26 protein-coding genes are annotated in these 25,641 nt (G+C 61.3%); 14 read left to right on the top strand and 12 right to left on the bottom strand.

The window, feature by feature from the left end:
• The first annotated feature begins 1 nt into the window (after position 1).
• The 3 genes from guaB to F8E02_RS11280 all read left to right on the top strand — a co-directional run bounded on the left by guaB (position 2) and on the right by F8E02_RS11280 (position 2,541).
• The gene (gene guaB / locus F8E02_RS11290) at positions 2 to 1,468 is read left to right on the top strand and encodes an IMP dehydrogenase (protein ID WP_317065682.1); all 1,467 of its coding nucleotides are present in this window, start codon (positions 2 to 4) and stop codon (positions 1,466 to 1,468) included.
• Positions 1,469 to 1,601: 133 nt separating this feature from the next.
• Positions 1,602 to 2,132 (top strand): ArsR family transcriptional regulator, encoded by a 531-nt coding sequence (locus F8E02_RS11285; protein ID WP_394357931.1) that lies wholly within the window; start codon positions 1,602 to 1,604, stop codon positions 2,130 to 2,132.
• Complete coding sequence (locus F8E02_RS11280) at positions 2,122 to 2,541, top strand: hypothetical protein (protein WP_317065680.1); 420 nt, start codon at positions 2,122 to 2,124, stop codon at positions 2,539 to 2,541. Before F8E02_RS11285 ends, F8E02_RS11280 begins: the two co-directional genes overlap by 11 nt.
• Before the next feature lie 451 nt (positions 2,542 to 2,992).
• On the opposite strand, the gene F8E02_RS11275 is transcribed toward F8E02_RS11280, so the two are convergent.
• From F8E02_RS11275 to thiC, 8 genes are all read right to left on the bottom strand, one after another.
• Positions 2,993 to 3,334: a helix-turn-helix transcriptional regulator gene (locus tag F8E02_RS11275; protein WP_317065679.1), complete on the bottom strand. Its 342-nt coding sequence runs from the start codon at positions 3,332 to 3,334 to the stop codon at positions 2,993 to 2,995.
• A gap of 5 nt (positions 3,335 to 3,339) precedes the next feature.
• Positions 3,340 to 3,576: an LSM domain-containing protein gene (locus F8E02_RS11270; protein ID WP_292384544.1), complete on the bottom strand. Its 237-nt coding sequence runs from the start codon at positions 3,574 to 3,576 to the stop codon at positions 3,340 to 3,342.
• 219 nt (positions 3,577 to 3,795) lie between these two features.
• The gene (gene fbp, locus F8E02_RS11265) at positions 3,796 to 4,893 is read right to left on the bottom strand and encodes a fructose-1,6-bisphosphate aldolase/phosphatase (RefSeq protein ID WP_317065678.1); all 1,098 of its coding nucleotides are present in this window, start codon (positions 4,891 to 4,893) and stop codon (positions 3,796 to 3,798) included.
• A gap of 446 nt (positions 4,894 to 5,339) precedes the next feature.
• A complete protein-coding gene (locus F8E02_RS11260) occupies positions 5,340 to 5,792 on the bottom strand; it encodes an Hsp20/alpha crystallin family protein (RefSeq protein WP_317065677.1) in 453 nt (150 codons plus the stop codon).
• A 74-nt stretch (positions 5,793 to 5,866) separates the two neighbouring features.
• The gene (locus F8E02_RS11255) at positions 5,867 to 8,293 is read right to left on the bottom strand and encodes a CDC48 family AAA ATPase (RefSeq protein WP_317065676.1); all 2,427 of its coding nucleotides are present in this window, start codon (positions 8,291 to 8,293) and stop codon (positions 5,867 to 5,869) included.
• Between the two features lie 47 nt (positions 8,294 to 8,340).
• The gene (locus F8E02_RS11250) at positions 8,341 to 8,931 is read right to left on the bottom strand and encodes a 5-formyltetrahydrofolate cyclo-ligase (RefSeq protein ID WP_317065675.1); all 591 of its coding nucleotides are present in this window, start codon (positions 8,929 to 8,931) and stop codon (positions 8,341 to 8,343) included.
• 61 nt (positions 8,932 to 8,992) lie between these two features.
• Positions 8,993 to 9,424: a carboxymuconolactone decarboxylase family protein gene (locus F8E02_RS11245; RefSeq protein ID WP_317065674.1), complete on the bottom strand. Its 432-nt coding sequence runs from the start codon at positions 9,422 to 9,424 to the stop codon at positions 8,993 to 8,995.
• A 605-nt stretch (positions 9,425 to 10,029) separates the two neighbouring features.
• On the bottom strand, positions 10,030 to 11,304 hold the full coding sequence (thiC, locus tag F8E02_RS11240) for a phosphomethylpyrimidine synthase ThiC (protein WP_317065672.1): 1,275 nt from the start codon (positions 11,302 to 11,304) through the stop codon (positions 10,030 to 10,032).
• A gap of 166 nt (positions 11,305 to 11,470) precedes the next feature.
• Here thiC and F8E02_RS11235 point away from each other — a divergent pair, with 166 nt between their 5' ends.
• The 10 genes from F8E02_RS11235 (at position 11,471) to F8E02_RS11190 (ending at position 20,463) form a co-directional block, all read left to right on the top strand.
• Entirely contained in the window at positions 11,471 to 12,190 is a 720-nt protein-coding gene (locus F8E02_RS11235; protein WP_317065671.1) for an anaerobic ribonucleoside-triphosphate reductase activating protein, read from the top strand.
• Between the two features lie 148 nt (positions 12,191 to 12,338).
• Positions 12,339 to 12,887 carry a dephospho-CoA kinase gene (locus tag F8E02_RS11230; RefSeq protein ID WP_317065669.1) on the top strand — a complete coding sequence of 183 codons (549 nt, stop codon included), beginning with the start codon at positions 12,339 to 12,341 and terminating at the stop codon, positions 12,885 to 12,887.
• Positions 12,884 to 13,657 carry a sugar phosphate isomerase/epimerase family protein gene (locus F8E02_RS11225; protein ID WP_317065668.1) on the top strand — a complete coding sequence of 258 codons (774 nt, stop codon included), beginning with the start codon at positions 12,884 to 12,886 and terminating at the stop codon, positions 13,655 to 13,657. The genes F8E02_RS11230 and F8E02_RS11225 overlap by 4 nt, the downstream gene beginning before the upstream one ends.
• Positions 13,645 to 14,598: a ribonuclease Z gene (gene rnz / locus F8E02_RS11220; RefSeq protein ID WP_317065667.1), complete on the top strand. Its 954-nt coding sequence runs from the start codon at positions 13,645 to 13,647 to the stop codon at positions 14,596 to 14,598. Before F8E02_RS11225 ends, rnz begins: the two co-directional genes overlap by 13 nt.
• Before the next feature lie 9 nt (positions 14,599 to 14,607).
• Positions 14,608 to 15,819, top strand: a complete 1,212-nt coding sequence (locus tag F8E02_RS11215) for a magnesium transporter (protein ID WP_317065666.1) — start codon at positions 14,608 to 14,610, stop codon at positions 15,817 to 15,819.
• A 30-nt stretch (positions 15,820 to 15,849) separates the two neighbouring features.
• On the top strand, positions 15,850 to 17,052 hold the full coding sequence (locus F8E02_RS11210) for a potassium channel family protein (protein WP_317065665.1): 1,203 nt from the start codon (positions 15,850 to 15,852) through the stop codon (positions 17,050 to 17,052).
• 14 nt (positions 17,053 to 17,066) lie between these two features.
• Positions 17,067 to 18,902 (top strand): DHH family phosphoesterase, encoded by a 1,836-nt coding sequence (locus F8E02_RS11205; RefSeq protein ID WP_317065664.1) that lies wholly within the window; start codon positions 17,067 to 17,069, stop codon positions 18,900 to 18,902.
• Positions 18,903 to 19,144: 242 nt separating this feature from the next.
• Positions 19,145 to 19,735 (top strand): hypothetical protein, encoded by a 591-nt coding sequence (locus F8E02_RS11200; RefSeq protein WP_317065663.1) that lies wholly within the window; start codon positions 19,145 to 19,147, stop codon positions 19,733 to 19,735.
• Positions 19,736 to 19,996: 261 nt separating this feature from the next.
• A complete protein-coding gene (locus F8E02_RS11195; RefSeq protein WP_317065662.1) occupies positions 19,997 to 20,248 on the top strand; it encodes a DUF7123 family protein in 252 nt (83 codons plus the stop codon).
• Between the two features lie 29 nt (positions 20,249 to 20,277).
• Positions 20,278 to 20,463, top strand: coding sequence for a hypothetical protein (locus F8E02_RS11190; RefSeq protein ID WP_317065661.1), 186 nt, complete (start codon positions 20,278 to 20,280; stop codon positions 20,461 to 20,463).
• Here the strand turns inward: F8E02_RS11190 and F8E02_RS11185 are convergent.
• The gene (locus tag F8E02_RS11185; protein ID WP_317065660.1) at positions 20,447 to 21,058 is read right to left on the bottom strand and encodes a hypothetical protein; all 612 of its coding nucleotides are present in this window, start codon (positions 21,056 to 21,058) and stop codon (positions 20,447 to 20,449) included. The genes F8E02_RS11190 and F8E02_RS11185 overlap by 17 nt on opposite strands.
• Before the next feature lie 183 nt (positions 21,059 to 21,241).
• Here F8E02_RS11185 and F8E02_RS11180 point away from each other — a divergent pair, with 183 nt between their 5' ends.
• On the top strand, positions 21,242 to 21,502 hold the full coding sequence (locus F8E02_RS11180) for a hypothetical protein (RefSeq protein WP_317065659.1): 261 nt from the start codon (positions 21,242 to 21,244) through the stop codon (positions 21,500 to 21,502).
• Between the two features lie 22 nt (positions 21,503 to 21,524).
• On the opposite strand, the gene F8E02_RS11175 is transcribed toward F8E02_RS11180, so the two are convergent.
• From F8E02_RS11175 to F8E02_RS11165, 3 genes are read right to left on the bottom strand one after another with little or no spacing between them, the layout of a single operon-like run.
• Complete coding sequence (locus F8E02_RS11175; RefSeq protein ID WP_317065658.1) at positions 21,525 to 22,319, bottom strand: CheR family methyltransferase; 795 nt, start codon at positions 22,317 to 22,319, stop codon at positions 21,525 to 21,527.
• A gap of 21 nt (positions 22,320 to 22,340) precedes the next feature.
• Complete coding sequence (locus F8E02_RS11170; protein WP_317065657.1) at positions 22,341 to 22,820, bottom strand: chemotaxis protein CheW; 480 nt, start codon at positions 22,818 to 22,820, stop codon at positions 22,341 to 22,343.
• Between the two features lie 11 nt (positions 22,821 to 22,831).
• On the bottom strand, positions 22,832 to 25,597 hold the full coding sequence (locus F8E02_RS11165) for a methyl-accepting chemotaxis protein (protein WP_317065655.1): 2,766 nt from the start codon (positions 25,595 to 25,597) through the stop codon (positions 22,832 to 22,834).
• Positions 25,598 to 25,641 lie beyond the last annotated feature (44 nt).

Below are 25,641 nucleotides of genomic sequence, written 5' to 3'. Positions count from 1 at the left end.
TATGTATACCGAGAAGATGCAGATGGAGACAACATTTACGTTTGACGATGTGCTGCTTGAACCCGCCGAATCCTGGGTCGAGCCCGCCGAGGCCGACGTCAGGTCGCGGTTCTCGCGGAACATCCCCCTGAATATTCCTCTCGTGAGCGCTGCCATGGATACGGTGACCGAGTCGGTGATGGCGATAACGATGGCCCGTGAAGGCGGCATCGGCGTCATCCACCGGAACATGACCCCCGAACACGAGGTTGCCGAGGTCAGGATCGTCAAGCAGGCCGAGGACCTGATCGAGCGCGAGGTCGTGGCGGTCGGTCCCGATTCCACGGTCACCGACGTGGAGCGGGTCATGCGGCAGTACGGTATCGGCGGCGTGCCCATCGTCGAGGAGGGCAGGGTGATCGGGATCGTCAGTCGCAGGGATATCCGGGCGATTCTGCCTAAAAAGGGTGGAGCAGGAATCACTGAATACATGACCCGGAAACTGATCACGGCCTCCGAAGAGATCACCGTCGAGGATGCGCTCGAGACCATGTACGCGAACAAGGTCGAGCGCCTCCCGGTTGTGGATGCACAGGGACGCCTCGTCGGTATCATCACGATGCGGGATATCCTCGAGAAACGGCAGTATCCCCGCGCGAATCGGGATGCGAACGGGAAACTCCGGGTCGCCGCCGCAGTGGGGCCTTTCGACTTCAAGCGGGCCATGATGCTCGTCGAGGCGGGTGTCGATGCCCTGGTGGTGGACTGCGCGCACGGTCATAACATGAACGTCGTCAAGTCTGTCAGGGAGATCAAGGCGAGCGTCGCCGTCGACGTGGTAGCCGGGAACATCGCCACGAAACAGGCGGCTTCCACTCTGATCGACTCCGTCGACGGGCTGAAGGTCGGTATCGGGCCGGGCTCCATCTGCACGACGAGGATCGTCGCGGGTGTGGGTGTGCCGCAGGTCTCTGCGATAATAAACGTCGCCGAGGTGGCGCACGGTGTCGGCGTGCCGGTGATCGCGGACGGCGGCATCCGCTACTCGGGAGATATCGCGAAGGCGATCGCCGCAGGTGCGGACAGCATCATGGCAGGCAGCCTCTTTGCCGGGACCGACGAGGCGCCGGGAAGGGTCACGACGATCAAAGGCCGGCGCTACAAGCAGTACCGGGGGATGGGATCGCTCGGCGTCATGAGCAGTGGGGAGTCGAGCGACCGCTACTTCCAGAAGAAGGAGATCGGGAGGACCAAGTTCGTCCCGGAGGGCGTCGAGGGAGTCACCCCCTACGTCGGCCACGTCTCGGACGTCATCTACCAGCTCGTCGGCGGCCTGAAGTCCGCGATGGGCTACACCGGGTCAAAGACGATACCTGACCTGAAGAAGAACGGTAAATTCCTCCGGATCACGGCTGCAGGGTACGGCGAGAGCCACCCGCACAATATCATGATCACCGACGAGGCACCGAATTACCGCCTCTTCGAGTGACACTTTTTTATACTCAACTCACTAACATTTAGTAAACATGCTTGAGGGCAATGAGGTTTCCCGTCTCCTTGATATCCTGGGAAACCGGAACAGGCGACGAATAATAGAGCTGCTGAGGCAGAAGCCGTGTTTCGTGACCGAGATCTCCGAGCGCCTGGTGCTCAGTCCGAAGGCGGTGATCGAACATCTGCAGATGATGGAGCGCGAAGAACTCCTCATCTCCTGCCAGGACGAGCGCAGGCGAAAGTATTACTACCTCTCCCATGACATCAATGTCATCGTAAACCTGCAGAAGCAGGACGGGGTTACGCTCCCCTCCGTTGTGGGGGACCAGAGAGCACGATTCACGAGGAACCTCGCGGCGCTTGGAAGAATGGTCCGGGCTCGTGAAGAACTTCTGGAGAACCTCGAACAACTGGAGCGGGAGATCGAATCGAGATTCAACGAGATCGTGCGCACGAGGGAGATCGTCGCCGTCGACGACAGGGACCTGGACGCCATCCTTCTCCCCCTCTCCCACGTCGACCTGACCATCGTGGAACTCGAGGAAGTGAGCAGCCTGTCCACGGATGAGCTGAAACAGAGACTGGGCAGCCTCATGCAGATGGGGTTTGTCGAACGAGTCAACGACAGATACCGGATACGTGGTACACATGGCGAATAATCCATACGACGAGATGTTCAAGAATATCGCGCGGCTGATGGAGCGGATCTTGAGCGAGATGCCACTCCAGGACCCGAAGATCATCGGGTTCACCATCATCAGCGGCTCCCCTGAGGGTGCATACCCCGACCCGTCCGGGGATAACGAGGACGAGGTCTCCGACGTCGAGGTGGTCGAAGGGGACGACTGCATTTATGTCACCGCGGTGGTGGATGCCCGCGCACAGGGTGCCCCGTACGTCACGTTCCAGAGGGACTCCGTAACCCTCTGCACCGGGGGCGACGAAGAGACGGTCATCGACCTCGAGTGCGAGATCGATGTCCCGCACAGTTTCTACAACGTGCAGCACGGCGTTATCGACGCCGTCTGCCGGAAGAAGAATGCCCTCGATGAGATGGTCCCGTCCTGAGGGCTGTCATATCCCTCCTCTTTTACGAGTTCGGCGAATGGAAGGCTCCTCTCTTCGGGGAGAGCCGTCCCGACCGGCCGGGTGTCGCTCTTGCAAGATCTTCCGAGGACTTCCGGCATCTGTACTATCGGCTCTGTTGAAATGGTCTACACCCTCTAGAGAACACTCAGTTACGTGGAGAGGGTACTGGTGTGACCTCACGCGAAGCCGCGAAGGCGCGAAGCCTGAAATGGGTGTTGACAGCCTCTTTCGCGTTCTTCGCGGCTTCGCGTGAGTCAAGATGTATGGATAATCCTGCAATGGGCTCGATCTCAGGGAGAGGGTTTCAACAGAGCCGTACTATCTGTAAGGCCGCGTCACCGCGGGGGTGCGCCGTGCGGGGAGAGGCGAGCCGGCAGGAGTTGCCGATAGGTGATCCTCGAAGGTCACAGGTTCTTAAAAATGGGATGCCTTACTCCTGATACTCTTCAAGAGCAAGTTGGTACATCCAGTCAAGGAGGAGCGCGCACTCTTCCGGTGTGCACTCCTGATCGCACCCGATACACGGGAGGATCTCCCCGCCGGCAAGGATGACGCAGGGGTCGACCGCCTGCTTCTTTGCTCGGAGAACGTAGGTCTTGATGCCGTCGCTGCGGAACTCGAGCCGCTCGATCAACCCGGCATCCAGCAGCCGCTTCACGATCCTGGAGCACTTCCTGCTGTCGATATCAAGAAGTTTCCAGAGCTCGCTCTGGAGGACTCCCTGGCGATGGGACTGGATGACCTTGAGTGCTTCTTCCTCCTGGTCAGGCATGGGTATCAGAGTAGGGGTGCAATGGTCAGGATGTTATTGCCTCGGATAACGACGGTTCCCAGAGCGCGGCCCCGCTGATCGCCGGTGTACTCGGTGGTCTCGTCCATGTGCAGGTTTAAGTGCTCGTCCACCGCCACAAGCCGGCCCTGGAGCTTCCTGCCGTCATCCTTGATCTCAACGACGATCTTAGAGTCAACGAGTGAAAAAACCTTCTTTACGGGGAGTACAATGCCGTTAACCATCTGTTCTTATGTGGTTATATTCACTCATTAAGGTTTGCATGGGCGACTGGTGGCCGCGAACGGCCAGCAGGAGCCGCAGCACCGCCAGGTGCTGCTGGTGACCGGTGGCTGCCACAAACGGCCGCTGGGCTATGGCAGCCGCTAGCACCTTTAGCACATCCGGCACCGGGAACGGCCGGCAGATGCCCTGCCGCCTCCGGATCAACCAGGAAAAAAGGGTTACTCGGGGAGGTCTTCCCAGCGGTTCTCGAACTGCTTCTCGACGCCGGGGAGGGTGGTGTACTCCATCTCCTCAAGCGAGAGGCGGTGCGGTTCAAACGGCCCGTGGGCCCTGAGCACGTCGGATAGTTCGCAGCACCTGTCGCGGACGCGGTCGAACGCCGGGTCGTCGAACATGTCGGCAGGCCCGATCAGTTTCCCGTCGCTGACCTGGAACCCGAGACAGATGACCCGCGGCGGCCCGTCGAATGCGGTGCAGTTTGCATCGCAGACGCCCACCGGCATGAACGGCCCGTGGTGCGAGCCGCGCATCCAGCCGGCCACGAGGATGGGGGTCCTGAAGGGATCGATGACCTCGCCGACCGAGGGGAACCCGCTCTGTGCCCTGATGACCATGACCGGGTCGTCCTTCCCGACATAGCGGCCGGCCATCAGGTTCAGGCGCTGGGTGCTCGTGGAGGCTGCAATCATGCCGTTCCTCTTCCGTACGCACTTGATCACGTAACGGCTCGGTGCTCCGATATAGGCGAGGAGGCTGTAGGACTCTTCGGGCGTGTTAAAGAGGATCTTACGCTTCGCGATGACGTCGTGGACCTCGAAGGTGAACCCGTCGTGCATCGAGGGGTCGATGACGAGGCCGGACGTGCTGAAGGGGTCGGCAAAGATCCGGTAGAGGAAGTAGTTCCACGCTCCGGGTTCGGTCTTGTCGGCCATGAAGACCAGAATGGGATCCGAACCGCGCTCTTCAAACTCCATCTCGGCAACACCGGGTCCCATTCCCTTAACATTGCCGCTGAACGCATCTGCGAGCAGGTCCTGACCGGCGCCGTAGAGTTTCATCTCCTTGGCGATCCGGGCACATTCGATGAAGACGTTCCACGCGAGTTTGTGGATCTCTTCGTTGTCCTCGCCCTTGGCGTGCGTCATGATCAACTCGAGGTCGTCACCGCAGTGGGTGACGTGCGAGTCGATGATGATACTGCCTTCTGCTTCCTTGAGCATCCGGGCGGCCGTTTCAAGGAGCTTCGGGTGGGTGCGGGAGTGCCCCGGAAGACTGCCTACATCTGCTTTGATCACGGATACGGTGGTTTTGACCATTTAATCACCACTACCTGACGGGCAAATGCCCTTACGACTAGTAGATAGGTATTACTGTATATGTAGGTGTTGCCGCCTTGAAAAATAGTTGGCTGCGGCAGTCTGTCTGCGGAGCAACTTTTCTCCCGGATCGAAGCGTGTCCGCGCAGTATCTGCTCCCGAAGGGGATTTCGGGAATACTTCGTTCTGGTTTGACGTTTCTAAATTTTTATGTGGGTCCGTCTATTATTTCAGCCGGGATAAGCACCGATTCGGGGCTCCTTCGTACCGGGGCTCCGAAGTCCGTCGCGCGTTCTCTCCGGGGGGCTGCCGGGGCGGGGCCGGCGGTGCGGGCCGGCGACGGATGGTGCCGGCAGGTATGCCTGGCCGGGCCCCGGTCTGCTCCGGGCCTCCAGCCTCGCAGGTCCGCCGGACAAAAAGTATTGGGCTGGCGGGGCCTCCCACGCTCAGTCGATCCTGATCGATTTGCCCCGGGAGAACTTGACCTCCAGGACGCCGTGCTTGTAGTTCGACCGCATGGAGTCGGGATCCACGGCCGGCACCTCGATGGAGGTCAGCTGGCTCGTGCCCGCGATGATGGTCAGCGTACCGTTGATGAGTGACAGGTGAATGGTCTCTTTCTCGACACCGGGGAGGTCGATTGCCACCGTCACGTCGTCATCGGTCGTGTACATCTCTGCTATCGGCTCGATGGTCCCCTCGGACGAGGGTTCTGCCGGTGCTGCTACGGCCTTCTTCTCCTCCGCCGGGGTCTCGATCTTGCCGGCTTCGTGAAGGACGATCTTGAATCCGTAGGCAAACGGTCTGTTCTGATCTCCCTGCTCTTTGAGCCCCTGCTCCATGAGGCGCTTCATCAAATCGTTGAGCTGCTCGAAGATATCTGCTGGACTGTCACTCATGTGCATCACGTTCTCTCTCTTGATGGGGGGGGTGCCCCTGAAAGGGAGCGCCTCATGGGTGCCGGGCACTCCCGTCAGAACGCCATAGCCGTCTGGGGTAGCGGGCGTTCGATTCTGGCCTTCAACTCCTTCGTGAGGCGCCTGATCTCGCCGAAGTCTTTCTTTCTTGCATAGACCCCCTCCTTGAGGGCCTGCGTAAGATCCCTGACTTCCTGCTCGATCTTCCCTGTCTCCCGCATCCTGGCACGGTTGATCGTCGAGACGGCCTCCTCGAGCGTCGACCGCTGCTCCTGGTTGTAGAGGATCTGCCAGGAGTGGCGCTCGTTCTCCTCAAGCCGGTCGATGTCCAGCGTGCCTCTCACGCGGGAGAGGGCGTCTTCGAAGTGCTTCCTCGTGATCCTCACGTTGCCGATCGCCTGGCGCCGTTCTTCCTCGCTCTTCCTGCCCATTGCGGCGATGAACTCGCGCATGGCGGAGATCTTGGCTTCACGAACCAGCGCCTCGATATCGGCACCGACGTAACCCTCGGTCCTGTCGACCAGGTCCTCGATGTTGACATCGTTTGCGAGGATCTCTCTGTTCCTGAGGTACACCTCGAAGATCTTCTTCCTGCCTTCCCGGTCGGGTGGCGGAACGTAGATGATCCGGTCCAATCTGCCGGGGCGAAGCAGCGCCTCGTCCAACATGTCCGGGCGGTTGGTAGCGCCGAGAACCACGACATTGTTGAGCTCTTCGAGGCCGTCGAGCTCTGTCAGGATCTGACTTACCACACTTTCAGTTACGTGCGACGATCCTATATAAGCTCCGCGCTTCGGCATAAGCGCATCTATTTCGTCGAAAAAGATAATCGACGGCGCTGCTTGCCTCGCTTTTCTAAATACCTGACGAACTCCGCGTTCTGATTCGCCGACCCACTTCGAGAGGAGTTCAGGGCCCTTTATGGAGATGAAATTGCTCTCGCTCTCGTTTGCGACCGCCTTTGCGAGGAGTGTCTTGCCGGTCCCGGGGGGTCCGAAGAGCAGGATGCCGCGGGGGGGTTCGGCCTCAAGGCTCGCAAATATCTCCGGATATTTGAGCGGCCACTCAACGGCCTCCGCGAGCTCGGCCTTGACCTCATCGAGTCCTCCGACGTCCTCCCATTTGACATCGGGGATCTCTACGAGCACCTCTCTCATCGCGCTCGGCTCGACGTGCTTGTGCGCTTCGATGAAGTCTTCGTTCGTGACGCGGAGCTGGTCGATGATCTCGGCGGGGATCTCCTCCTCGATCTTGATCTGCGGGATGATCCCGCGGATTGCGTGCATTGCCGCCTCTTTTGCGAGCAGGGCGATGTCGGCGCCGACGAACCCGTGCGTCGAGCGGGCGTAGTCGTCAAGGTTGACGTCCTCACCAAGCGGCATGCCCCGCGTGTGGACCTGGAAGATCTGCTGCCTCCCTTTGGTGTCGGGGATGCCGATCTCGATCTCGCGGTCGAACCGGCCGCCGCGCCGGAGGGCGGGGTCGATGATGTCGGGGAGGTTCGTTGCGGCGATCACGACCACCTGGCCCCGGGTCTTTAATCCGTCCATCAGCGCGAGGAGCTGGGCGACGATACGGCGCTCGACCTCGCCTTTCACCTCCTCCCGCTTGGGCGCGATCGAGTCGATCTCGTCGATGAAGACGATCGAAGGCGCGTTCTCCTGGGCCTCCTCAAAGACTTCGCGGAGGCGTTCTTCGGACTCGCCGTAGTACTTGCTCATGATCTCGGGGCCCGATAGCGTGATGAAGTGAGCGTCCACCTCGTTTGCGACCGCTTTTGCGATCAGCGTCTTCCCTGTTCCCGGCGGCCCGTAAAGCAGGACGCCCTTCGGGGGCTCGATGCCGAGGCGCTCGAAGAGTTCGGGGTGCCGGAGCGGGAGCTCGATCATCTCGCGGACGAGTTGCAGTTCGCGGTCGAGGCCCCCGATGTCCTCGTAGTGGACGTCGGCCGCCCCCGTCTCGCGCTTCCCTTCTTTGGGCTCGTACGGGGTCTCCTTCAGCTCGATCTCGGTGCTGTCGGTGACGATGGCGATACCCTTCGGGGCCACCTTCGCGATCACGAACGTGAGCGGGTTGCCGAGGATGCTGACCCGGATCTGCTGCCCCTCGGTGACCGGCCGGCCCCGGAGGATCCTCGCCAGGTACTGCTCGCCGCCTACCAGGCGGATCGGCTGGGTCGGCTGAATGGTCACCTTCTTCGCGTATCCGGCCTCGGTCTTGTGGATCCTGACCTTGTCGTCGATCCCCGCCCCGACGTTGCCCCGGGTGCTGCCGTCGATGCGCAGCACCGCCCTGCCGGTATCCTGGGGGAACCCGGGCCATATCAGCGTTGCCGCCTTCTGGCGCCCCTCGATCTCGACGACGTCGCCGCTGACGAGGCCGAGCGCCTTCATGGTATCGATGCTCAGTCGGGCGATCCCGCGTCCGGCGTCTTCGTGGGCCGCCTCTTTGATGGTCACCTCAACGGATTCGGTATCGGTCATGTGATGAACCTCCTTCTGTTAGGTTTACCATAAGTAAGTGTGATATATTATTTATATTTTTCTACTGCCCCTCTCCCGTTGCACTCGATAATCCCCTTTTCCGTAACGATGTAATCCATCTTCACGTCGTTCTCGTCGGCAGGGATACTCCGCGCCTGCTGACTGGAGAACGCGACGCCTACCTTCATCGGGTGCGGATACCGGCAGAGGAAGCGGTCGTAGTACCCGGCCCCATAGCCGAGCCGGTTCCCTTCGGCATCGAAGGCGAGCATCGGGATGACGACGACCTCGACGTCCGCCGGCCTGGCCGGCAGTTCGTGGCCGATCGGCTCGGGGACGTTGAAGGTGCTCGGGACCAGGACCGAGGGGTCAGGGAGGTAGGAGAGGCGGAGGCCGTGGGTCTCCCGCTCGATGATGGGCACGACGACCTGGATGCCCCGGCGGTTCAAGGCGACGATCAGGTCTTTCGTCTCGGCCTCCGGGGATTTGGATACGTAGGCCATGACGGTTTTGAAGCCGTTGAGGAGGTCGAGGAGGTGCCGGGTTATGGCTGCACTATGGGCGGCAATCTCTGAAGGGGAGAGAAGGGACCGGGCTTCTTTTGCCTGCTGGCGGAGGGCGGCCTTTGTCTGGCTCATTACAGGAAATTTTGGTGAATCACACCATAAAGCATGCATGTCCCGGGTGAGGCCGCACCACTCACCTCTCCGGTGCCTGCCTCTCCGGTGCCTGCCCCTCGTCGCAGACTTCCCTGAACCGGCGGAGGGAGGATGCAAGGACCCGGGTCTTTCCTATCATCGCGGCGATCAGGAGAACGTCGAGGATCTCGTCGCGGGAGGCGCCCTCTTTCAGTGCGGCCCCCATGTGCACCTTCAGGCAGCTCTCTGCCCCCGCTCCCGCGGCGGCCGCAACGGCGATCAGTTCTGCGGTCTTCGGGTCGAGGGACGCGGGCCGGGACGTCCGGTAGTCGGCGATCGCGGAGAGCGCGAATACCTCGGGCCGGTCCCGGAGGATGGGGAAGATGAAGGGGACGATACCGAGCATCTCCTTTACGTCGGCCGTGATGTCGTCGCCGAGGTCGTCTGCGTGGGCGAGGAAGTCGTTGATGAGTTTTTCGTTATCGGGTTTCATTGGGCTGTCCTCATATGGGGGTGTGGATGGAGAGGGGGATAATGGTGCGGGTTTTCCTTCGCGGCTTCGCGCCTTCGCGTGAGACTGTACTTCCCCCCTGTACTGAAAATCTCACGCGAAGCCGCGAAGAACGCGAAGACTGGCACAGGTATCTGCAACTCCCTTTCGCACCTGACAGTGCTCACGCTCGCTTCACTCGCCCTTCAAAGATCTCCGGCCTCCTCAATCTCGGGCCCTTCGCGCCTTCGCGTGAGCCGGTAGTGGGGTAACGCAACATCTCACGCGAAGCCGCGAAGAACGCGAAGACTGGACAGGCGTCTGCAACTCCCCTTCGCACCTGACTGTGCTCGAGCTCTGGTTCTGCGAACCGTCTCAAGTCGCGGCTTTCGCGGCTCACACCTTCGGTGTTCACGCTCCGGCCCTGCGGCCCGTCGTTCCTACGGTGCTCGAGCTCGCTTCGCTTGCACTTCGCGTGAGGCCGCATCACCATCTCTTGTATGACCCTCTTGGATTAAAGCCGGAAACCAATTTTACACTCGGCATTCCCGGCAAGAAAAAAGATGAGGCCTGGCCGGAGCGCCTCGCCGGCCCCTCCCGTCTTTGTATCAGAAGTTAAAGTGCCGCCCGACGATCTTCAGCGCGCAGTAGTCCCCGCACATCGTGCAGGCGTCGGCGTCGGCCGGCATCCGCTCGGCCCGGATCGCCCGGGCGCGCTCGGGGTTGATCGCGACCGCGAACTGGCGCTCCCAGTCGAGGTCTCTCCGGGCGTGGCCCATCTCGAGATCGGCGTCGCGCTTCTTGAGCTTGATCATATCTCCGACGTGAGCGGCGATCCTCGAACTGATGACGCCCTCGTAGACCTCCTCGGGGGTGGGGAGCGCCAGGTGCTCGGCCGGCGTCACGTAGCAGATGAAGTCGGCGCCGTAGGAGGAGGAGAGCGCCGCCCCGATCGCGGCGACCCTGTCGTCGTAGCCGGGCGCGATATCGGTGACCAGGGGGCCGAGCATGTAGAACGGCTTCCGGTTCGTGACCCGCTTCTGGAGGACGACGTTCGTCTCGATCTCGTCGACCGGGATGTGCCCCGGCCCCTCGACGATCGTCTGGACGCCCGCGGCGTGCGCCTTGTCGGCGAGTTCCGCGTTGATGAGCAGTTCCTGGATCTGGGCGCGGTCGGTCGCGTCGTGGACTGCTCCCGCCCGCATCCCGTTGCCGAACGAGAGGGTGACCTCGTGCTCTTTCAAGATCTCGACCAGGTAGTCGAACTCGGAGTAAAGCGGGTTCTCCTTCTCGTTGTGGAGCATCCAGGCGGTCATGAAGGCCCCGCCACGGGAGACGAGCCCGCCGTGCCGTCCCTGGTTCTGCAGACGCTTCATCGTCTCATAGTTGATCCCGGTGTGGATCGCCATGAAGTTGGTGCCGAGCTTCGCCTGTTCCGCCGTGATCCGGAAGAGGTCGTCCTCCTCCATGTTGACGACCGCCCCGTGTTTCCGGGCAGCCTCGATGAAGGCCTGGTAGAGCGGGACCGACCCGACCGAGAGGGTGGTCGCCTCGACTACCCGGCGTCGGATCTCCGCGAAATCGCCGCCGGTGGAGAGCTCCATCAGCGTGTCGGCGCCGGCACGCTCGGCCTGCCGCGCCTTCTCGACCTCCATATCGACGTCGACGATATCTGAGGACGTCCCGATGCTCGCGTTGACCTTGGTGCGGAGCCCCTCGCCGATACCGCAGATCTTCACCTTCCGGTAGGGGGAGACCGGAATGACGATGTGGCCCTCGGCCACGCCGCGCCTGACGAAATCTTCGGTTACACCTTCCGCTGCTGCGACGATCCGCATCTCCTCGGTGACGACGCCGCGCCGGGCGTCTTCTATGAGACCCATGACGTTATATTTGGAAGAAAGGATTGATAAAGGCTCGTTTTTAATATCCGGGCTAAAATTTGCTTGTTCTCTCAACAAGTCAACTTGAGTTACTCTTATTCAGGTCCGGTTTCTTACCGGAAAGCCAGGGTTTACAAGCGATGGGGGAGCACCGGTACACCGACCGATGAAGAGCCAGAACGTCAATTTCGGTGGTTTCGTCCCGATCAGCACCGTCGACTGGCGGGGGCGGGCGGCCTGCACCGTCTTTCTCCGGGGGTGCCCTGCGCGCTGTTTCTACTGCCATAACCTCCCCCTCCAGGGCGGCGAGGACCTTCGTCCCTTAGACGAGGTCGTGGCGATGATCCGGGGCTCCCGCATGCTTGCAGGCGCCGTGGTCTTCTCCGGCGGAGAACCTACCCTGCAGGGGGCGGCGCTCGTCGAACTTGCCGCCGCCGCCCGCGCAATGAGGCTCTCTGTCGGTCTGCACACGAACGGGATCTTCCCGCGGGTGATCGAGGAGCTTCTTGAGAGGCACCTCGTCGACATGATCGCGCTCGACATCAAGACCACGTGGGAGCGCTACGACGACCTCCTGGAGGTGGCCGCCGTCGGTGCGGTGCAACAGTCGCTTGCTGCTTGCAGGCGGGCGAAGGCCGAAGGCAGCCTGGAGACGTGCGAGATCGTGGTCACGCTCTTCAGGGGGCGCGAAGGCGATCTCCCCGCCATCGCAAAGGCCACCCGCGGGCTCGACCTCGTCCTCCAGCAGGGGGTTGCTGCGGGGTTCGTGCCCCTCTCCCGGCGGGAACTCGAGGCGGCAGCGGCACCCCTCGGCCGAAACGTCCGGATCCGGACGAGAGAGGACGGCGAGGTCGGGTACGGCCCCGGCCCGGACCCGTCCCCGTGACGTTAAGCATAATATCGTCGGGAACCCACGTTCATGCAGATCTTGTGGCGGCCGCCACAACCTGCACCACCGGTGACAGGAGTCCGGGTCTACCGGCACGGCCCGCTGTTCTCAAATACGATAGAATAATTGCAACGGAGAAACCCTGATGAAGGTCATTGGAATCGTCGGTATGCCGGCAAGCGGGAAAGGGGAGGTATCGAAGATCGCCCGGGACCTCGGGATCCCGGTCGTGGTCATGGGGGACGCGATACGGGAGCAGGTGAGACTGGCCGGGCTCGAACCGACGGACGCGAACTGCGGCGCGATCGCAGGGAAGCTGCGTGCGGAACTCGGCATGGATGCAATCGCCCGGATCACCGTCCCGGCCGTCGAGGCGACGGGCGCCCCCGTGGTCCTGGTGGACGGTATCCGGGGGGACTACGAGGTGACGACGTTCCGGGAGCACTTCCCCGACTTCACGCTGATCGGGATCGTCTCGTCGTTTGAGACGCGTTATGCAAGGCTCGCGAACCGGGGCCGGTCGGACGACACCCTCACCGCGGAAGAACTCCTGGCCCGCGACGACCGCGAACTCGGCTGGGGGCTCGGCCGGGCACTCGAACAGGCGGATTGCCGGGTCGTGAACGAAGGGAGCCTCGATGCGTTCGCCGCGGAGGCGAGAAGCCTCCTCTGCCGGATAGGAGGGATCGCATGAGCCTTGCCCCGTACTTCTCCTCCTCGTCGAAGGTCTGGGAGTCGCGGGACTGGATCTTCGGTCTTGAGGAACTCGGATACGCCGGATGGGAGATCGTCGCCGACGGGAAGTACCGTCTGGACAATCCCGACAACCTCGCTGCGATCCGGGAGAACCTCGCAAGCACCGGCCTTCTTGCCACCGTCCACGCTCCCTACAGCGACTTGAACCTCGCGTCGCTCAACTACCCGATCTGGCGCGAGTCGATCCGGCAGACCTGCTGCTGCATCCGCTACGCGGCCGAGCTGACCGACCGGGTGACGGTCCATCCCGGCTTTGTCTCCCCGGTGGGAAAACTCGTCCCGGAGAAGGTCTGGGAGATGCAGAAGACCGCACTCGTCGAGATCGGGAAGTACGCCGAGGACCACGGCGTCCTCGCGTGCGTCGAGAACATGATCAGCATCAAGGACTTCCTCTGCCGCTACCCCGAGGAGACCCTCGGCCTCACGGAGGGAATTGCCGGGATCGGGATCACCCTCGACGTCGGGCACGCGAACACCAACGGTCTCGTCGACGCGTTCCTGGCACACGTCCCTGCGATCAGCCACCTGCATATCCACGACAACCACGGGCGGTCGGACGAGCACCTGCCGCTCGGCGACGGGACGATCAACTGGGAGAAGGTCGGGCGGATCATCGCCCGCGACTATTCCGGCCGGACCGTGATCGAGGGCCGGACGCTTGAAGAGGCAAAACGGAGCCTTGCGGCATTCAGGAAGTGGTTCGTATAGCCGGCGAGACCCTCCACGTCCACTTCCTCGGGACCGCAGGAGCGCTCCCGTCGCCGCAGCGTAATCCCTCCTCGATCCTCATACGGCGGGGCTCCGATACCCTGCTCTTCGACTGCGGGGAAGGGACGCAACAGCAGATGATGCGTGCCAGGACCGGGTTCACCATCGACGCCGTCTTCGTCACCCACTGGCACGCCGACCACTTCCTCGGCATCTTCGGGCTCGTCGAGACGCTCGCGTTCACGGGAAGGACCGAGCCGCTCCCGATCTACGGCCCGCCCTGGGTCGAGGAGTTCGTCAGTCTGGTCCAGAAGATCAACCGCCATGCCCGCGGGTTCACGGTCACCGCCCACACCCTCGAGCACGGCTCGGTCGTTCCTTTCAACGGCTACACTGTCCGGGCGTTCTCGACGTTCCACGGCATCCCCGGGCTCGGCTACGTGATGGAGGAGGACGAGCGGCCCGGCCGTTTCAACCGCGAGCGGGCGATCGCCCTCGGTGTCCCGCCGGGACCGCTCTTCGGGCGGCTCCAGCGCGGGGAAGCGGTCCGCATCGTCCGCGACGGCACGGAGACCGATATCCGGCCCGAGGATGTGCTGGGGGAACCGCGCCCGGGCAGAAAGATCGTCTACACCGGGGACACGCGCCCCATCCAGCACCTGCCCGATGCCGCGCCGATGCTCCGTGACGCCGACCTCCTGATCCACGACGCCACGTTCGACGACCAGGAGAGCGATCGGGCCCGCGAGGTCCTGCACTCCACTGCAGGCGAGGCCGGCGAGGCGGCGAGGACCTTAAAAGCCCGTATGCTCGCCCTGATCCACATAAGCTCCCGTTATACCGCTACAGCAAACCATATACACGATGCAAAGCGACAGTATGAGGGAGACGTGATCCTCCCGGCCGATCTGGCCGTCGTGGAGATCCCGTACCGGGGTTGAGTGCAATGGATGGTGATGGTGATGGAGCAGGGCTTATCCAGCCAGAGCCGCCTGATACTCACGGGTCTCGGCGCCCTGCTCGTCAGCGCAGTTGTCCTGAGCGCTGCAGGCATCTATCTCGGTTCCGTCAGTGAAGTCCTCGAGCTGATCCCCGGCCTGATGGTGCTCCTGCCCTCGATCATCCATATCCGGGGGAGCATCGCCGGCGTCTTTGCCTCCCGCCTCTCGTCGTCGATGCACCTTGGGGAGTTCTCTATCGACTTTGAGGAGGGGAGCGTTCTCGGCGACAACATCCGCGCCTCGTTCGTGATAACCATCCTCATAGCGTTCGTCATCGGTATCTTCTCCTACGTGGGGAGCCGCATCTTCGAGTCCCCCGTGATAGCAGTCACCGACCTCGTCCTGATATCGGTCGTCACCGGCATCGTCGCGGGGGCCGTAGTGATGGGGATAACCCTGCTCATCGCCCTTGCGAGCTACCGCTACGGCCTCGACCTCGACATGATCGGAGCACCGACCGTCACCACATCAGGCGACCTCGTCACGCTCCCGATCCTCGTCCTCTCCGCGACATCCATCATGTTCCTCCCGCCCTGGATACGTCTGGTGCTCGGGGGAGTCGCGATCGTCTTCGGTCTCGCTGCCATCCTCTACACCTGGAACCGGTCGGTGCGGATCGGAGCGATCGTCCGCGAGAACGTCTTTCTCCTCATCCCGCTCAGTGTCATCGGCACGCTGGCCGGTCTCACCTATTCCCTCAATCTAGAAGCCCTGGTGACGATCGCGGCCTTTCTCATCCTGATCCCGCCGTTCACGGGCGGGCTCGGGTCGATAGGCGGTATTCTCGGGTCGCGCCTCTCGACGGGGATGCACACCGGCGAGCTCAGCCCCTCCTTCCTCCCTGAGCGCGGCGTGGTGCATCATTTTATTATTTCCTATCTCTATACGTTGATACTGCTTCCACTGCTGGCGCTCATCGCGCATGGTGCGGCGGTGCTCATGGGGTTGAACAGCCCCGGCCTCGGGATGCTGGTCGCTATCAGCCTTGCGGCGGGTCTGGTCGTCATGACACTGGTGAACGGCGTGGCATACGCCACCGCGAGCCTTTCATTCAGGTACGGTCTCGATCCGGACAACTTCGGAATCCCTGTCATCACAAGCCTGATCGACCTGATCGGGGCTGCTGCGCTCGTGACGATGATAGGCCTGCTGTTGCAGTAACAAAACATGAGAACAACGGTTAGCAGACCCATGATGGAACATGAATACCAGCCGGTCAGTTTCAAAGACGTCCTGATCGAGATGAAGGACGTCTCTGAGCTGATGGTTGATCTCTCTTACTCCGCAATCCTCTTCGACGGCAAAGAGATAGCGCTCGAAGTGACCAATCTCGAAGAGAGAATGAACAGACTGGTCTACCAGGCCAGGATCCAGAGCGTTCTTGCCGCGAGAAGGATCGAAGAGGCGGAGGCGATGAGCGGCATGCTCCAGGTGGCCGAGGCCGCGGAGAGGATCGCGAACTCGGCCTCGGATATGGCGAAACTGATCCTGAAGGATATCAGGTTCCCGGCAAAACTCAAACGCGTCTTTCCTGAGGCAGAGGAGATCGTCACCCGGATCATCGTCGACCAGGGGGGCGAGGTTGCCGGTCGGACGCTCGGCGACCTCAAAGTTCAGAGCACGACGGGGATGCAGGTGATCGCCATCCGGCGCGGCAAAGGCTGGATCTACGACCCCGACAGGGCCACCTGCGTCAGGAGTGGTGATATCCTGATAGCGCGGGGCCCGGAGGCCGGAGCGGATATCCTCTCGAGGATGGCGGGGATGACGGAGCGGCCTGCGGGCGAACCCCTGCATGCGGGTGAGGTCGATGACCTCGATAGGGCGGTCCAGCTCATCATCGAGATGAAGAACATCTCAGAGCTCTCCGTCGGGCTCGCATACACCTCCCTGCTCTTCAACAACAAGGAGGTGGCGAACGAGGTGGTCGATCTCGACAGGACCCTTGATGACATGCGCTACGACCTGGACCTCTGGATCCTCGAAGCAGCACGAAAGATCGAGGACGTGCGCTATCTCAGGGGCCTGCTCTACCTCTCCTCGTTCACGCAGGCGATCAGCGACTCGGCTCACGCCATCGTCGACGTTCTCCTGCGGGATATCGAGATCCCGCCGGTCTTCAAGAAGATTGTCCGGGAGTCTGACGAGATCATCACCCGGATTCCTGTGGCGGACCGATCTCCGCTTGTGGGGAGAACCCTTAAGGAGATGTCGCTTGCGACGGTGACGGGGATGATCGTGCTCGCCGTCAAACACGGCGACCGGTGGGTCTACCGGCCGGGGAAAGATGTCCGGCTGGAGAGCGGTGACATTATTATAGCAAAGGGCAGGCGCGACGGTGAGTGCCGGCTGTACGAACTTGCCGGATATACCACCGAGATGCCTGAAGAATAATCAGGAGAGTTACTATGGAAGATACTGAAGATACCATTGTCTATCGCCTCGGAGCGAACTGCGATCTCGACGAGGTTGAGGAAGGAAAGATGTACCTGGGACGGGTGCAGGGTTTTGCCCCGTTCGGCGTCTTTGTCCAGTTAAACGACCGGGTCAAGGGGCTCGTCCATAAGAGCAACGTCAAGGCGCAGCACAGCGAGCGCGACCCGATCATCGTTCACGTCATCCAGGTCCGGAGCAACGGCAACATCGACCTCGAGGAGGTCACGCCGACCGTCTACCAGACCCGGAACGTGACCAAGAAGACCACGAGCGTGCTTCTTGCCGATCTCGGGAAGAAGATCGGCCGGACGGTCCTGGTCGAGGGCGAGGTCGCCCAGATCAAGCAGACGTCGGGACCGACGATCTTCACCGTCGTGGACGAGTCCGGCACCGCGAACGCGGCCGCGTTCGTCGAGGCAGGCGTCCGCGCCTATCCCGAGGTCAAACTCGGGGACATCGTCGCCCTCACGGGCGAGGTGATGCAACGCAACAACCAGCTCCAGATCGAGGCCGGATCGATGTCGGTCCTGGAGCCGGAAGACGTGGCACGGGTCAGGGGACGTATCGACGCGGCGCTCGATGCACGTGCCGAGCCGCCGGAGATCCCGTTCCTCGTGGAGAGCGAGGTCCTCGAGGCCCTCCGGCCGCAGATGCGCAAGGTGGCAAAGGAGATCCGCAAAGCCGTCCTGACGGCGCGGCCGATCATCCTCCGGCACCACGCGGATGCGGACGGCATCTGCGCCGCCGTCGCCATCGAACAGGCGGTGACCGCGCTGATCCGCGAGAGCGGCGGGGACTTCGACGCGGAGTACTTCCTCTTCAAGCGGTCCCCGTCCAAGGCCCCGTTCTACGAGGTCGAGGATATCACGCGAGACCTTGACTTCGCCCTCAAGGACAACATCCGCTACGGGCAGAAGATGCCGATGATCCTCCTGATGGACAACGGGTCCACCGAAGAGGATATGCCGTCGCTGAAGGTGACCCGGATCTTCGGTCTCCCGGTGATGGTCGTGGACCACCACCACCCCGACGAGATCGTGGACGACTACCTGATCGGGCACGTCAACCCCTACCACGTGGGCGGCGATTACGGGATCACGGCCGGGATGCTGGGCACAGAGGTCGCCCGCCTGGTCAACCCGGCGGTCGAGAACCAGATCCGGCACCTCCCGGCGGTCGCGGGGGTCGGCGACCGGAGTGAAGCCCCGGAACGCGCCCGCTACCTTGCGGTGGCCGCGCCCGATTACTCGGAGGACGACTGCAAGAAGATCGCGCTGGCGCTGGATTACGAGCAGTTCTGGCTCCGGTTCAGCGACGGAAGAGAGATCATCAAGGATATCCTGAACCTCTCCGGCAACGCCGAACGCCACAAACAGTTCGTCAACCTGCTGGTCGAAGAGGCGAACCACGCGATCGAGGAGCAGCTCGAGGCCATCATGCCCCACGTCGAGAGCCGGATGCTGCCGAGCGGCGCCCACCTCTTCATGCTCGACGTCGAGCTCTTCGCTCACCGGTTCACGTTCCCGCCGCCCGGCAAGACCTCGGGCGAGGTGCACGACCGGCTGGTCAGGGCGCACCCGGGAGAACCGGTCGTGACGATCGGCTTTGGGCCGGACTTTGCCGTCCTGCGTTCCCGCGGCGTCATGATGAACATCCCCCGGATGGTGCGCGAACTCCACGCCGAGATCTCCGGCGGCGGAGTGAACGGCGGCGGCCATCTTGTCGTCGGGAGCATCAAGTTCGTGGAAGGAATGCGCAATGTGGTGCTCGAAAACCTGATCAGGAAGATTGGTGAAGCGCCAATCTGATCGCCATTTCTTTCCCGCTCTCGTTGCGGACGGCTCGGCACCGGGGATGATCCCGGCCCCCGGATGGTCTCCGTGCGTCTCCGCACTGCGATACTCCTCTTCTTCGCGTAGATGCGATCTGCCGCTCCAGAGCGATCTCTGCCATCGCCCCCCTGCGGGGTGAGTGCGGGTGGGTTAAGCGGTGCTGCGATTTTCACATCGACCGAAATATAAAAATACGTTTATGTCGAACAGGGGCCTCCATGGCAGGAAACCGATGGATAATGAAGGGGCTCCTGGTCGTGTTGCTTGTGGCAGTAGCCGCCGCTGCGTTCCCCGTTGCCGCCCAGAGTGCGGCATCTGCGGAACCAATGACCTGGACCCTCCCCCCGACACCCGCCGAGACCCCGGTAGAGGAGGAGACTCCGGTCGAGACGGAGGAGACCCCGGTAGAGGAGACGCCTGTAGAGACTGCAGAAACCCTCGTGGAGGCGACCCCTGAAGAGACCGCGGTCGGTTTTTCCTCCACCGGGACCTTCGGTGCGGCTGACGAGGCCCGCCTCAATGCGACCGCCGAGGGCGCCTCCGGCGTGACAGGCGAGGAGACCCTCAACGCGACTGACAATGAGACCGGGAACGTGACCGGATCCATCGTCGTAACCGGGACGGACGAGGTGACGGCTGGAGTGACCGCAGCGGAGACGTCCACGGCCGAGATGCCGACGTTCACCCCGTTCGCGGAGGCGGAGGTGGTCCCGAGCCCGACACCGGCGGCTCCTCTCTCGCTCATCGGCGCCCTTGCCGCTGTTGCGGCCGCCGGGCTTCTCGTCGTGATGCGCAGAAACCGGAGATAACCCCGGAGAGCCGGGAGAGGTATCGACGGCTGCGAGACTATCCTCTCCCCGGCCGGTCCGGCGTCGCGGGCGGCACTGCGCTGTCGGGGCCGCCCGCCCCGCTGCCGGGTACAGATCGTGTTCCTCCCCGCATCGATCGGCACGACGATGCTGGATTATATACAGCGATTTGTATACTTGATTTTAGATACCCCGGGATCAAATGGGTAGGTATAAATATTGATCGGCACAAAAAGCACTTGCTCACGAGGGAACGAGTGGATGTCGACGAAAGATCGTATTAAAGAGAGATATAGCGATACCCAGCGAAAGATCCTGTATCACCTCAAGTCGGGGTTGAAAACAGGCAAATCCTACTTCAAATCGAAGTACATCGCAACCGATCTCGGTCTCTCCCCCAAAGAGGTCGGCATCAACCTTGCCATCCTCTCAGAGATCTGTGACGAGCTGGACATCAGGCGCTGGAGTTACTCGAACAGCACGACATGGCGTGTAACCCCCCGTGCATCATAATTTTATTCTGGAACGCCGTAGTCTACGGCATGAAGATTCTGGAGTTTGAAGCACCCGTCGAGTTTGTGGCCACCATCAACGATCACAAGGATTGCCTCATGTCCCAGGACAAGAGCCATGAGAATCCGGAGGTGCTCTGGTTCAACATCGACGTCCCGAAGGGGCACGGTGTGCGGGCAGGGGATCGGGTCAGGATCACTATCGAGAAGATTTAGAGAGATATTGCGGGAGCGTCTCCAGGGTGATGCGGTATGCATCCACCTGGTCCACGCTGACGATGAGGTAGAAATCCTTACCTCCCCTCTCGACATTTTTGATAACGCTGCCCGGATACTGGAGGGATGCCCCTTCTACGATCGTCCCGCTCTCCCGCTCGACCAGCGCCATCCGGAAGCGTGCGGCCTCGGGCCTCACCGTTGCGGTTACGCTGCAGTTGAGCCTCCAGACATCGTACGGGACATGGAACGTCTCGGTGATGCCCCCTTTTGCCTCTTCGACATAAGCGAACGGGATGACGTTGTGAGCCCCCTGCCAGGATGGGTCTGAACCTCCGTAGGAAACGAGGTTGGCCGGGAGATGGCAGCGGGGATAATCCCAGATCCTGGTCGTATAGGATATTTTTGTCAGGGCCGGCAGTACGGGCGACGCCGGGGCAGGGGTGGCGGTGACGGCGGGTGTCGGGATGCCCCCCGGCGTGACGGGTTCCGGAACTGCCTGCCCGGCGTCCGCTACAGGCAGGCGGAAGGCTATCGCCACCGCGGAGACGATGATCACGGCGGCAAGGATGCTCAAGACGTCGCCTTTATCCACAGGTGTAGAGGGACGTACGAGGTAAAAGACCTTCGGATTTTTATCCGAAATCTGCTCGCCCAACTGAACGCAACGGCTTGACTGGCGTATTATATTTGCCGATTCTCTCCGGTCTTGATTGTCTGCCGTCACTCCAAAACGGAACCGTTAATACGGAGAGAATGCCACCGTCCTGATGAGAGCATGGAAGTTACTGAGGTGCGCACGTGGGTGATCTTTTATCTGCTCTCGTTCGTGGTGCTCCTTGTCGCGACCTTCATCACGACGCAGAACGACGGTCAACTCTGGATCAGCCTCATGCTCATCATCATCGTCGTCGGCGTGAACTTCTTCCTGCTCTTCTCCGAGCTGAAGCGCTACCAGGCCCGGAAGGCCTTCATGCACCGGATGTCGAAGTTCGACGAGACCGAAGCGGAGACCGACTCTTCCGGCCGCCGCTGGTAGCCCGAGAAAAAATGCGGCCGCACTATGCGGCTTTCCGGAGTATCTTCTGCATGACGTTGTACGGCGCAAAGAGGTGCTCCACCTCTCGCCCCAGGTATTCTGTCTTACCCATGATGTAGTAACCGTCGACCGAGAGCGCCGAGTGAATGAGACGTGCAAGTTCGTTCTTCTGCTGCTCGGTGAAGTAGATGGTGACGTTCCGGCAGGTGACCGCGTCGAGGTATCGCGCGATGGGAATGCCCGACATCAGGTCGTGCTGCCGGAACTTGACCAGATCCTTGATGTGAGGGCGGACCTCGAACGTGCCGTCGTCGTGGCTGATGAAATGCCGACGGATCTGGCGTTCGTCCACATTCTCAAGGGCCTTTCGATCGTAGATGCCGGTCCTTGCCTTCTCCAGCACCACGGTGTCGATATCGGTTGCATGGATCGTCACGCTGGCGCCCGGGTGAAGCGCCAGGAGATCATGCGCAAGAATGGCGATCGAATACGGTTCCTCACCCGTTGAGCAGCCCGCACACCAGATCCTGATCGATCCGCGGCGAGCGGCAAGGTCCGGAAACACCTCGCGCCGCAACACCTCAAAGACCTCCGGGTCGCGGAAAAACTTGGTGACGTTGATGGTGAGGGCGTTCCTGAGCAGGTCGACCTCTTGGGGGTTTGCGAGGAGGTACTTATGGTATGCCTCGAAATCCGCGGTGTTTGTCAGGCGCATCCTCGATAAGATGCGTCGTTTGATGTAGTCCTCTTTGTAGTTCGAGCACCTGATCCTGACCAGTCTCTCGATACTCTTCTGAAGCGAAATGAATGCATCCATCTCTTCTCTCGCGGGTGCTGGTTACTGGGTGTTCTGGTAATGTCCGAGATCGCCGATCACTTTCTGGACGTCGAGCCAGATGATGAGGGTCTTTTCCTTGCCGTCGTCCTCATCTCCTATCTTGATGATTGCCCTGACGTAATTGCTGATCGACGACGTGATACCGTCGTTGATGCGTTCGATCTGCTCGTCGCGGACCGAGATGACGCTGTGGACGTCGTCGACGATGATCCCCACGTTCGACCCGCCCGAGACGTCCGGCATCAGCACGACGATCTTCTGGTTCTCGGCGCTTCCCGATCCGGGGAGGCCGAGAAGATCCCTGAGGTCGATGATGTTCGTGATCTCGCCCCGCAGGTTGATGATGCCTGTAAGGTACCGGGGAGCACGGGGAAGGGGGGTGATCGGCATCATCTCCACGATCTCCCGTGCAATCTGGATGTCCAGTGCGTAATGCTCTTCTCCGAGCTGGAACTCCACCACGTCTACGGATGCTGCCATTGTCTCTCCGTTCAGTTCATCTTGAACTGTCTCATTACTCTCTCGAGTTGTTCGGCCATCCCCGCCAGTTCATGAGACGCGCTCCCGACCTCCTCGGTCGACGCGCTGACCTCTTCGGCGAGTGCGGCCATATCTTCCGTGCGGTCCAGGTTCTCCTTGGTCATGTGCGTGGACTCGTCCATCTTCTGCATGACGTTGTTGGTGGAGCCCGCCTGATCCTCGGTGGCCTTCGTGATCTCGGTGATGCCGTGGGCGACGACCTCCACCCCCTGGACGATCCGGTTCAGACTCCCGATGACCTTGTCGACGCTCTCGATGCCTGCCTGGATCTCCTGATGGGATGCCTGCATGGAACCTGCGGTCTTCTCCGTGCTCGTCTGGATCGTCCGGATCAGGTCCTCGATATCCTGGCTCGCCCGCTTGGACTCGCCCGCAAGGTTCCGGATCTCGCCGGCGACCACGGCGAACCCGCGGCCGTGCTCCCCGGCCCGGGCTGCCTCGATTGCTGCGTTCAGCGCGAGGAGGTTGGTCTGATTCGCGATATCCTTGATGAGTTTGACGATGTTGTCGATCTCGCGCATCTGGTTGTTGAGGGTGCTGATCTCGTTGACGGTCTGCTTGGAGATATCTTCGACGAGGCGCATCTTCTTCGTCGCGACTTCGCCGAGACCGGCCGCATCGTAGCCCTCCTTCGAGGCCTTCGATGCATGCTCCGTGACCTCCTGCGACGTGCTTGCGATCTCCTCGATGGATGCCGAGAGGTCGTTGATGGCCTTTCCGATCTCCTCGATCTTCTCAAGCTGCCGCCGTGCGTCCTCCGAGGACTGCTGCGTCGAGACGGCGACCTGTTCCGTGGCCCGGATGATCTCGTCGGAACTCTTGCTGACCTCCTTTGTGGTCATCTCCACCTGGTGGACAGCTTTAGCCACTTCGCCGATGAGCGAGCGGATAGCGGTCAGCGAGGCGTTGTAGTCGTTCTTGACCGAGAGGAGCGGGTCGTCGTGGTCTGCGTCCGTAAACGCCGTCAGATCACCCTTTGCCATGGCAGCAAGCGATTTTCCGAGTTTTTCAGCGCTTTCCCCGAGTCTCTCGCTCTCCCGCTTGGCGGTCTCCATCAGGTCCCGGATCTGGTCCTCTCTCTCCCGCTGCTCGGTCCAGTCGTTCCAGACATAGAAGGCCATCTCGATATCGCCCTTTGCGTCCAGGATCGGGATGGCATTGAGGGTGAGATACTTCTTCACGCCGTCGGGCCACTTGACCATGACGTCGGTCCGAGCGAGCCGCTTCGTCTCGTAGCAGGCATAGAAGTGATCGCCGTTGAGGATGGTGATGTCGTAGTCGTAGAGTTTCTTCGCGAGGGTCTCCTCGCGGGTGCCCCGCCACATGCGGGCATACTCGTCGTTGATGTCGATCCGGCTCTTGTCGGCCCGGAGGGTCGCGATCGCGAGCGGGTTCTGCTTGATCATCGCCTCCACACGGTGCTCGGTCTTCTTGACCTCCTCTCTCTCTTCCTGGAGGTTGGTCCAGTCGTTCCAGACGTAAAAGGCCATCTCGATGTTGCCCTTTGCGTCCAGGATCGGGATGGCATTCAGGGTAAGGTATTTCTTCACGCCGTCGGGCCATTTGACCATGACGTTGGTCCGGGCGGGCTTCTTCGTCTCGTAACAGGCGTAGAAGTGCTCGCCGTCAAGGACGGTGATGTCGTAGTCGTAGAGTTTCTTCGCGAGGGTCTCTTCGCGGGTGCCCCGCCACATGCGGGCATACTCGTCGTTGATGTCGAGCCGGCTCTTGTCGGCACGGAGAGTCGCGATAGCAAGCGGGTTCTGCTTGATCATCGTCTCCACACGGTGCTCGACCTTCTCGGCCTCTTCCTTCTTTTCCTGGAGGTCGGTCCAGTCGTTCCAGACGTAGAAGGCCATCTCGATCTCGCCCTTTGAATTGATGATCGGGATGGCGTTGAGGGTGAGATACTTCTTCACGCCGTCGGGCCATTTGACCATGACGTCGGTTCTGGCCCGCTTCTTCGTCTCGTAACAGGCGTAGAAATGCTCGCCACCGATGACCGTGATGTCGTAGTCGTAGAGTTTCTTCGCGAGGGTCTCCTCGCGGGTGCCCCGCCACATGCGGGCATACTCGTCGTTGATGTCGAGCCGGCTCTTGTCGGCACGGAGAGTCGCGATCGCAAGCGGGTTCTGCTTGATCATCGTGTCGATCCGGTGTTGCATCCGCTGGTTCTCTTCCTCTTCTCGCCGTTTCTCGGTCACATCGTTGTAGACGATGAGGATGTTCTCCATCACACCCTTCTCATTGATGAGCGGAATGCCGTACTGCTCGAGTGTGTGGACCCCCGAGGGGAGTTCGACGACAATCTCGCCCTCCACCCGCTTCTTCTCATCGAGCACCTTACGGAGGCCGGTGCCCTTCTGCGATAGTACCCTGAACTCCGAGAGTCTTCTGCCCGCCGCCTGGTCCCGGGGGATCCCACTCATCTCTGCATACGCATTGTTCGCGACCGTAATCGTGAGATACGGGTCTACAACCAGGATAGGCATCGGATTCTCCCGTATGATGGTCTCGGACCGATGGTGGGTGGTTCCTGCCGCCTCCAGCTGCTTTTTGAACTCCTGTTTCTCTTCCAGATTCTTCTCAAGCAGCGCGTTGATCGAGACGGCCAGGGGCCGGAACTCCTCGGGAACGCCGGCAAGGTCGATCCTTGCCGAGTCGTCGCCGCCAAGCCCTGCATGGAGTGCGGCCTCGATCGTCTCGGGCAGTACCACTGATGTCTGTCCCTGTCCTGCCGTGCCCGGCACCACCGGACCGG

The sequence above is a fragment of the Methanoculleus caldifontis genome, assembly GCF_032842345.1.
Lineage (GTDB): Archaea > Halobacteriota > Methanomicrobia > Methanomicrobiales > Methanoculleaceae > Methanoculleus > Methanoculleus caldifontis.
The sequence above is the reverse complement of the archived record's forward strand: the minus strand, read 5'-3'. Positions and strand labels throughout refer to the sequence as shown.

Bases quoted from the DNA above. Each gene is read 5' to 3' on its own strand.
- guaB (WP_317065682.1), top strand. From the start codon at position 2: ATGTATACCGAGAAGATGCAGATGGAGACAACATTTACGTTTGACGAT.
- F8E02_RS11280 (WP_317065680.1), top strand. From the start codon at position 2,122: ATGGCGAATAATCCATACGACGAGATGTTCAAGAATATCGCGCGGCTG.
- F8E02_RS11275 (WP_317065679.1), bottom strand. From the start codon at position 3,334: ATGCCTGACCAGGAGGAAGAAGCACTCAAGGTCATCCAGTCCCATCGC.
- F8E02_RS11270 (WP_292384544.1), bottom strand. From the start codon at position 3,576: ATGGTTAACGGCATTGTACTCCCCGTAAAGAAGGTTTTTTCACTCGTT.
- fbp (WP_317065678.1), bottom strand. From the start codon at position 4,893: ATGGTCAAAACCACCGTATCCGTGATCAAAGCAGATGTAGGCAGTCTT.
- F8E02_RS11260 (WP_317065677.1), bottom strand. From the start codon at position 5,792: ATGAGTGACAGTCCAGCAGATATCTTCGAGCAGCTCAACGATTTGATG.
- F8E02_RS11255 (WP_317065676.1), bottom strand. From the start codon at position 8,293: ATGACCGATACCGAATCCGTTGAGGTGACCATCAAAGAGGCGGCCCAC.
- F8E02_RS11250 (WP_317065675.1), bottom strand. From the start codon at position 8,931: ATGAGCCAGACAAAGGCCGCCCTCCGCCAGCAGGCAAAAGAAGCCCGG.
- F8E02_RS11245 (WP_317065674.1), bottom strand. From the start codon at position 9,424: ATGAAACCCGATAACGAAAAACTCATCAACGACTTCCTCGCCCACGCA.
- thiC (WP_317065672.1), bottom strand. From the start codon at position 11,304: ATGGGTCTCATAGAAGACGCCCGGCGCGGCGTCGTCACCGAGGAGATG.
- F8E02_RS11235 (WP_317065671.1), top strand. From the start codon at position 11,471: ATGAAGAGCCAGAACGTCAATTTCGGTGGTTTCGTCCCGATCAGCACC.
- F8E02_RS11230 (WP_317065669.1), top strand. From the start codon at position 12,339: ATGAAGGTCATTGGAATCGTCGGTATGCCGGCAAGCGGGAAAGGGGAG.
- F8E02_RS11225 (WP_317065668.1), top strand. From the start codon at position 12,884: ATGAGCCTTGCCCCGTACTTCTCCTCCTCGTCGAAGGTCTGGGAGTCG.
- F8E02_RS11215 (WP_317065666.1), top strand. From the start codon at position 14,608: ATGGTGATGGTGATGGAGCAGGGCTTATCCAGCCAGAGCCGCCTGATA.
- F8E02_RS11210 (WP_317065665.1), top strand. From the start codon at position 15,850: ATGATGGAACATGAATACCAGCCGGTCAGTTTCAAAGACGTCCTGATC.
- F8E02_RS11205 (WP_317065664.1), top strand. From the start codon at position 17,067: ATGGAAGATACTGAAGATACCATTGTCTATCGCCTCGGAGCGAACTGC.
- F8E02_RS11200 (WP_317065663.1), top strand. From the start codon at position 19,145: ATGGCAGGAAACCGATGGATAATGAAGGGGCTCCTGGTCGTGTTGCTT.
- F8E02_RS11195 (WP_317065662.1), top strand. From the start codon at position 19,997: ATGTCGACGAAAGATCGTATTAAAGAGAGATATAGCGATACCCAGCGA.
- F8E02_RS11190 (WP_317065661.1), top strand. From the start codon at position 20,278: ATGAAGATTCTGGAGTTTGAAGCACCCGTCGAGTTTGTGGCCACCATC.
- F8E02_RS11180 (WP_317065659.1), top strand. From the start codon at position 21,242: ATGGAAGTTACTGAGGTGCGCACGTGGGTGATCTTTTATCTGCTCTCG.
- F8E02_RS11175 (WP_317065658.1), bottom strand. From the start codon at position 22,319: ATGGATGCATTCATTTCGCTTCAGAAGAGTATCGAGAGACTGGTCAGG.
- F8E02_RS11170 (WP_317065657.1), bottom strand. From the start codon at position 22,820: ATGGCAGCATCCGTAGACGTGGTGGAGTTCCAGCTCGGAGAAGAGCAT.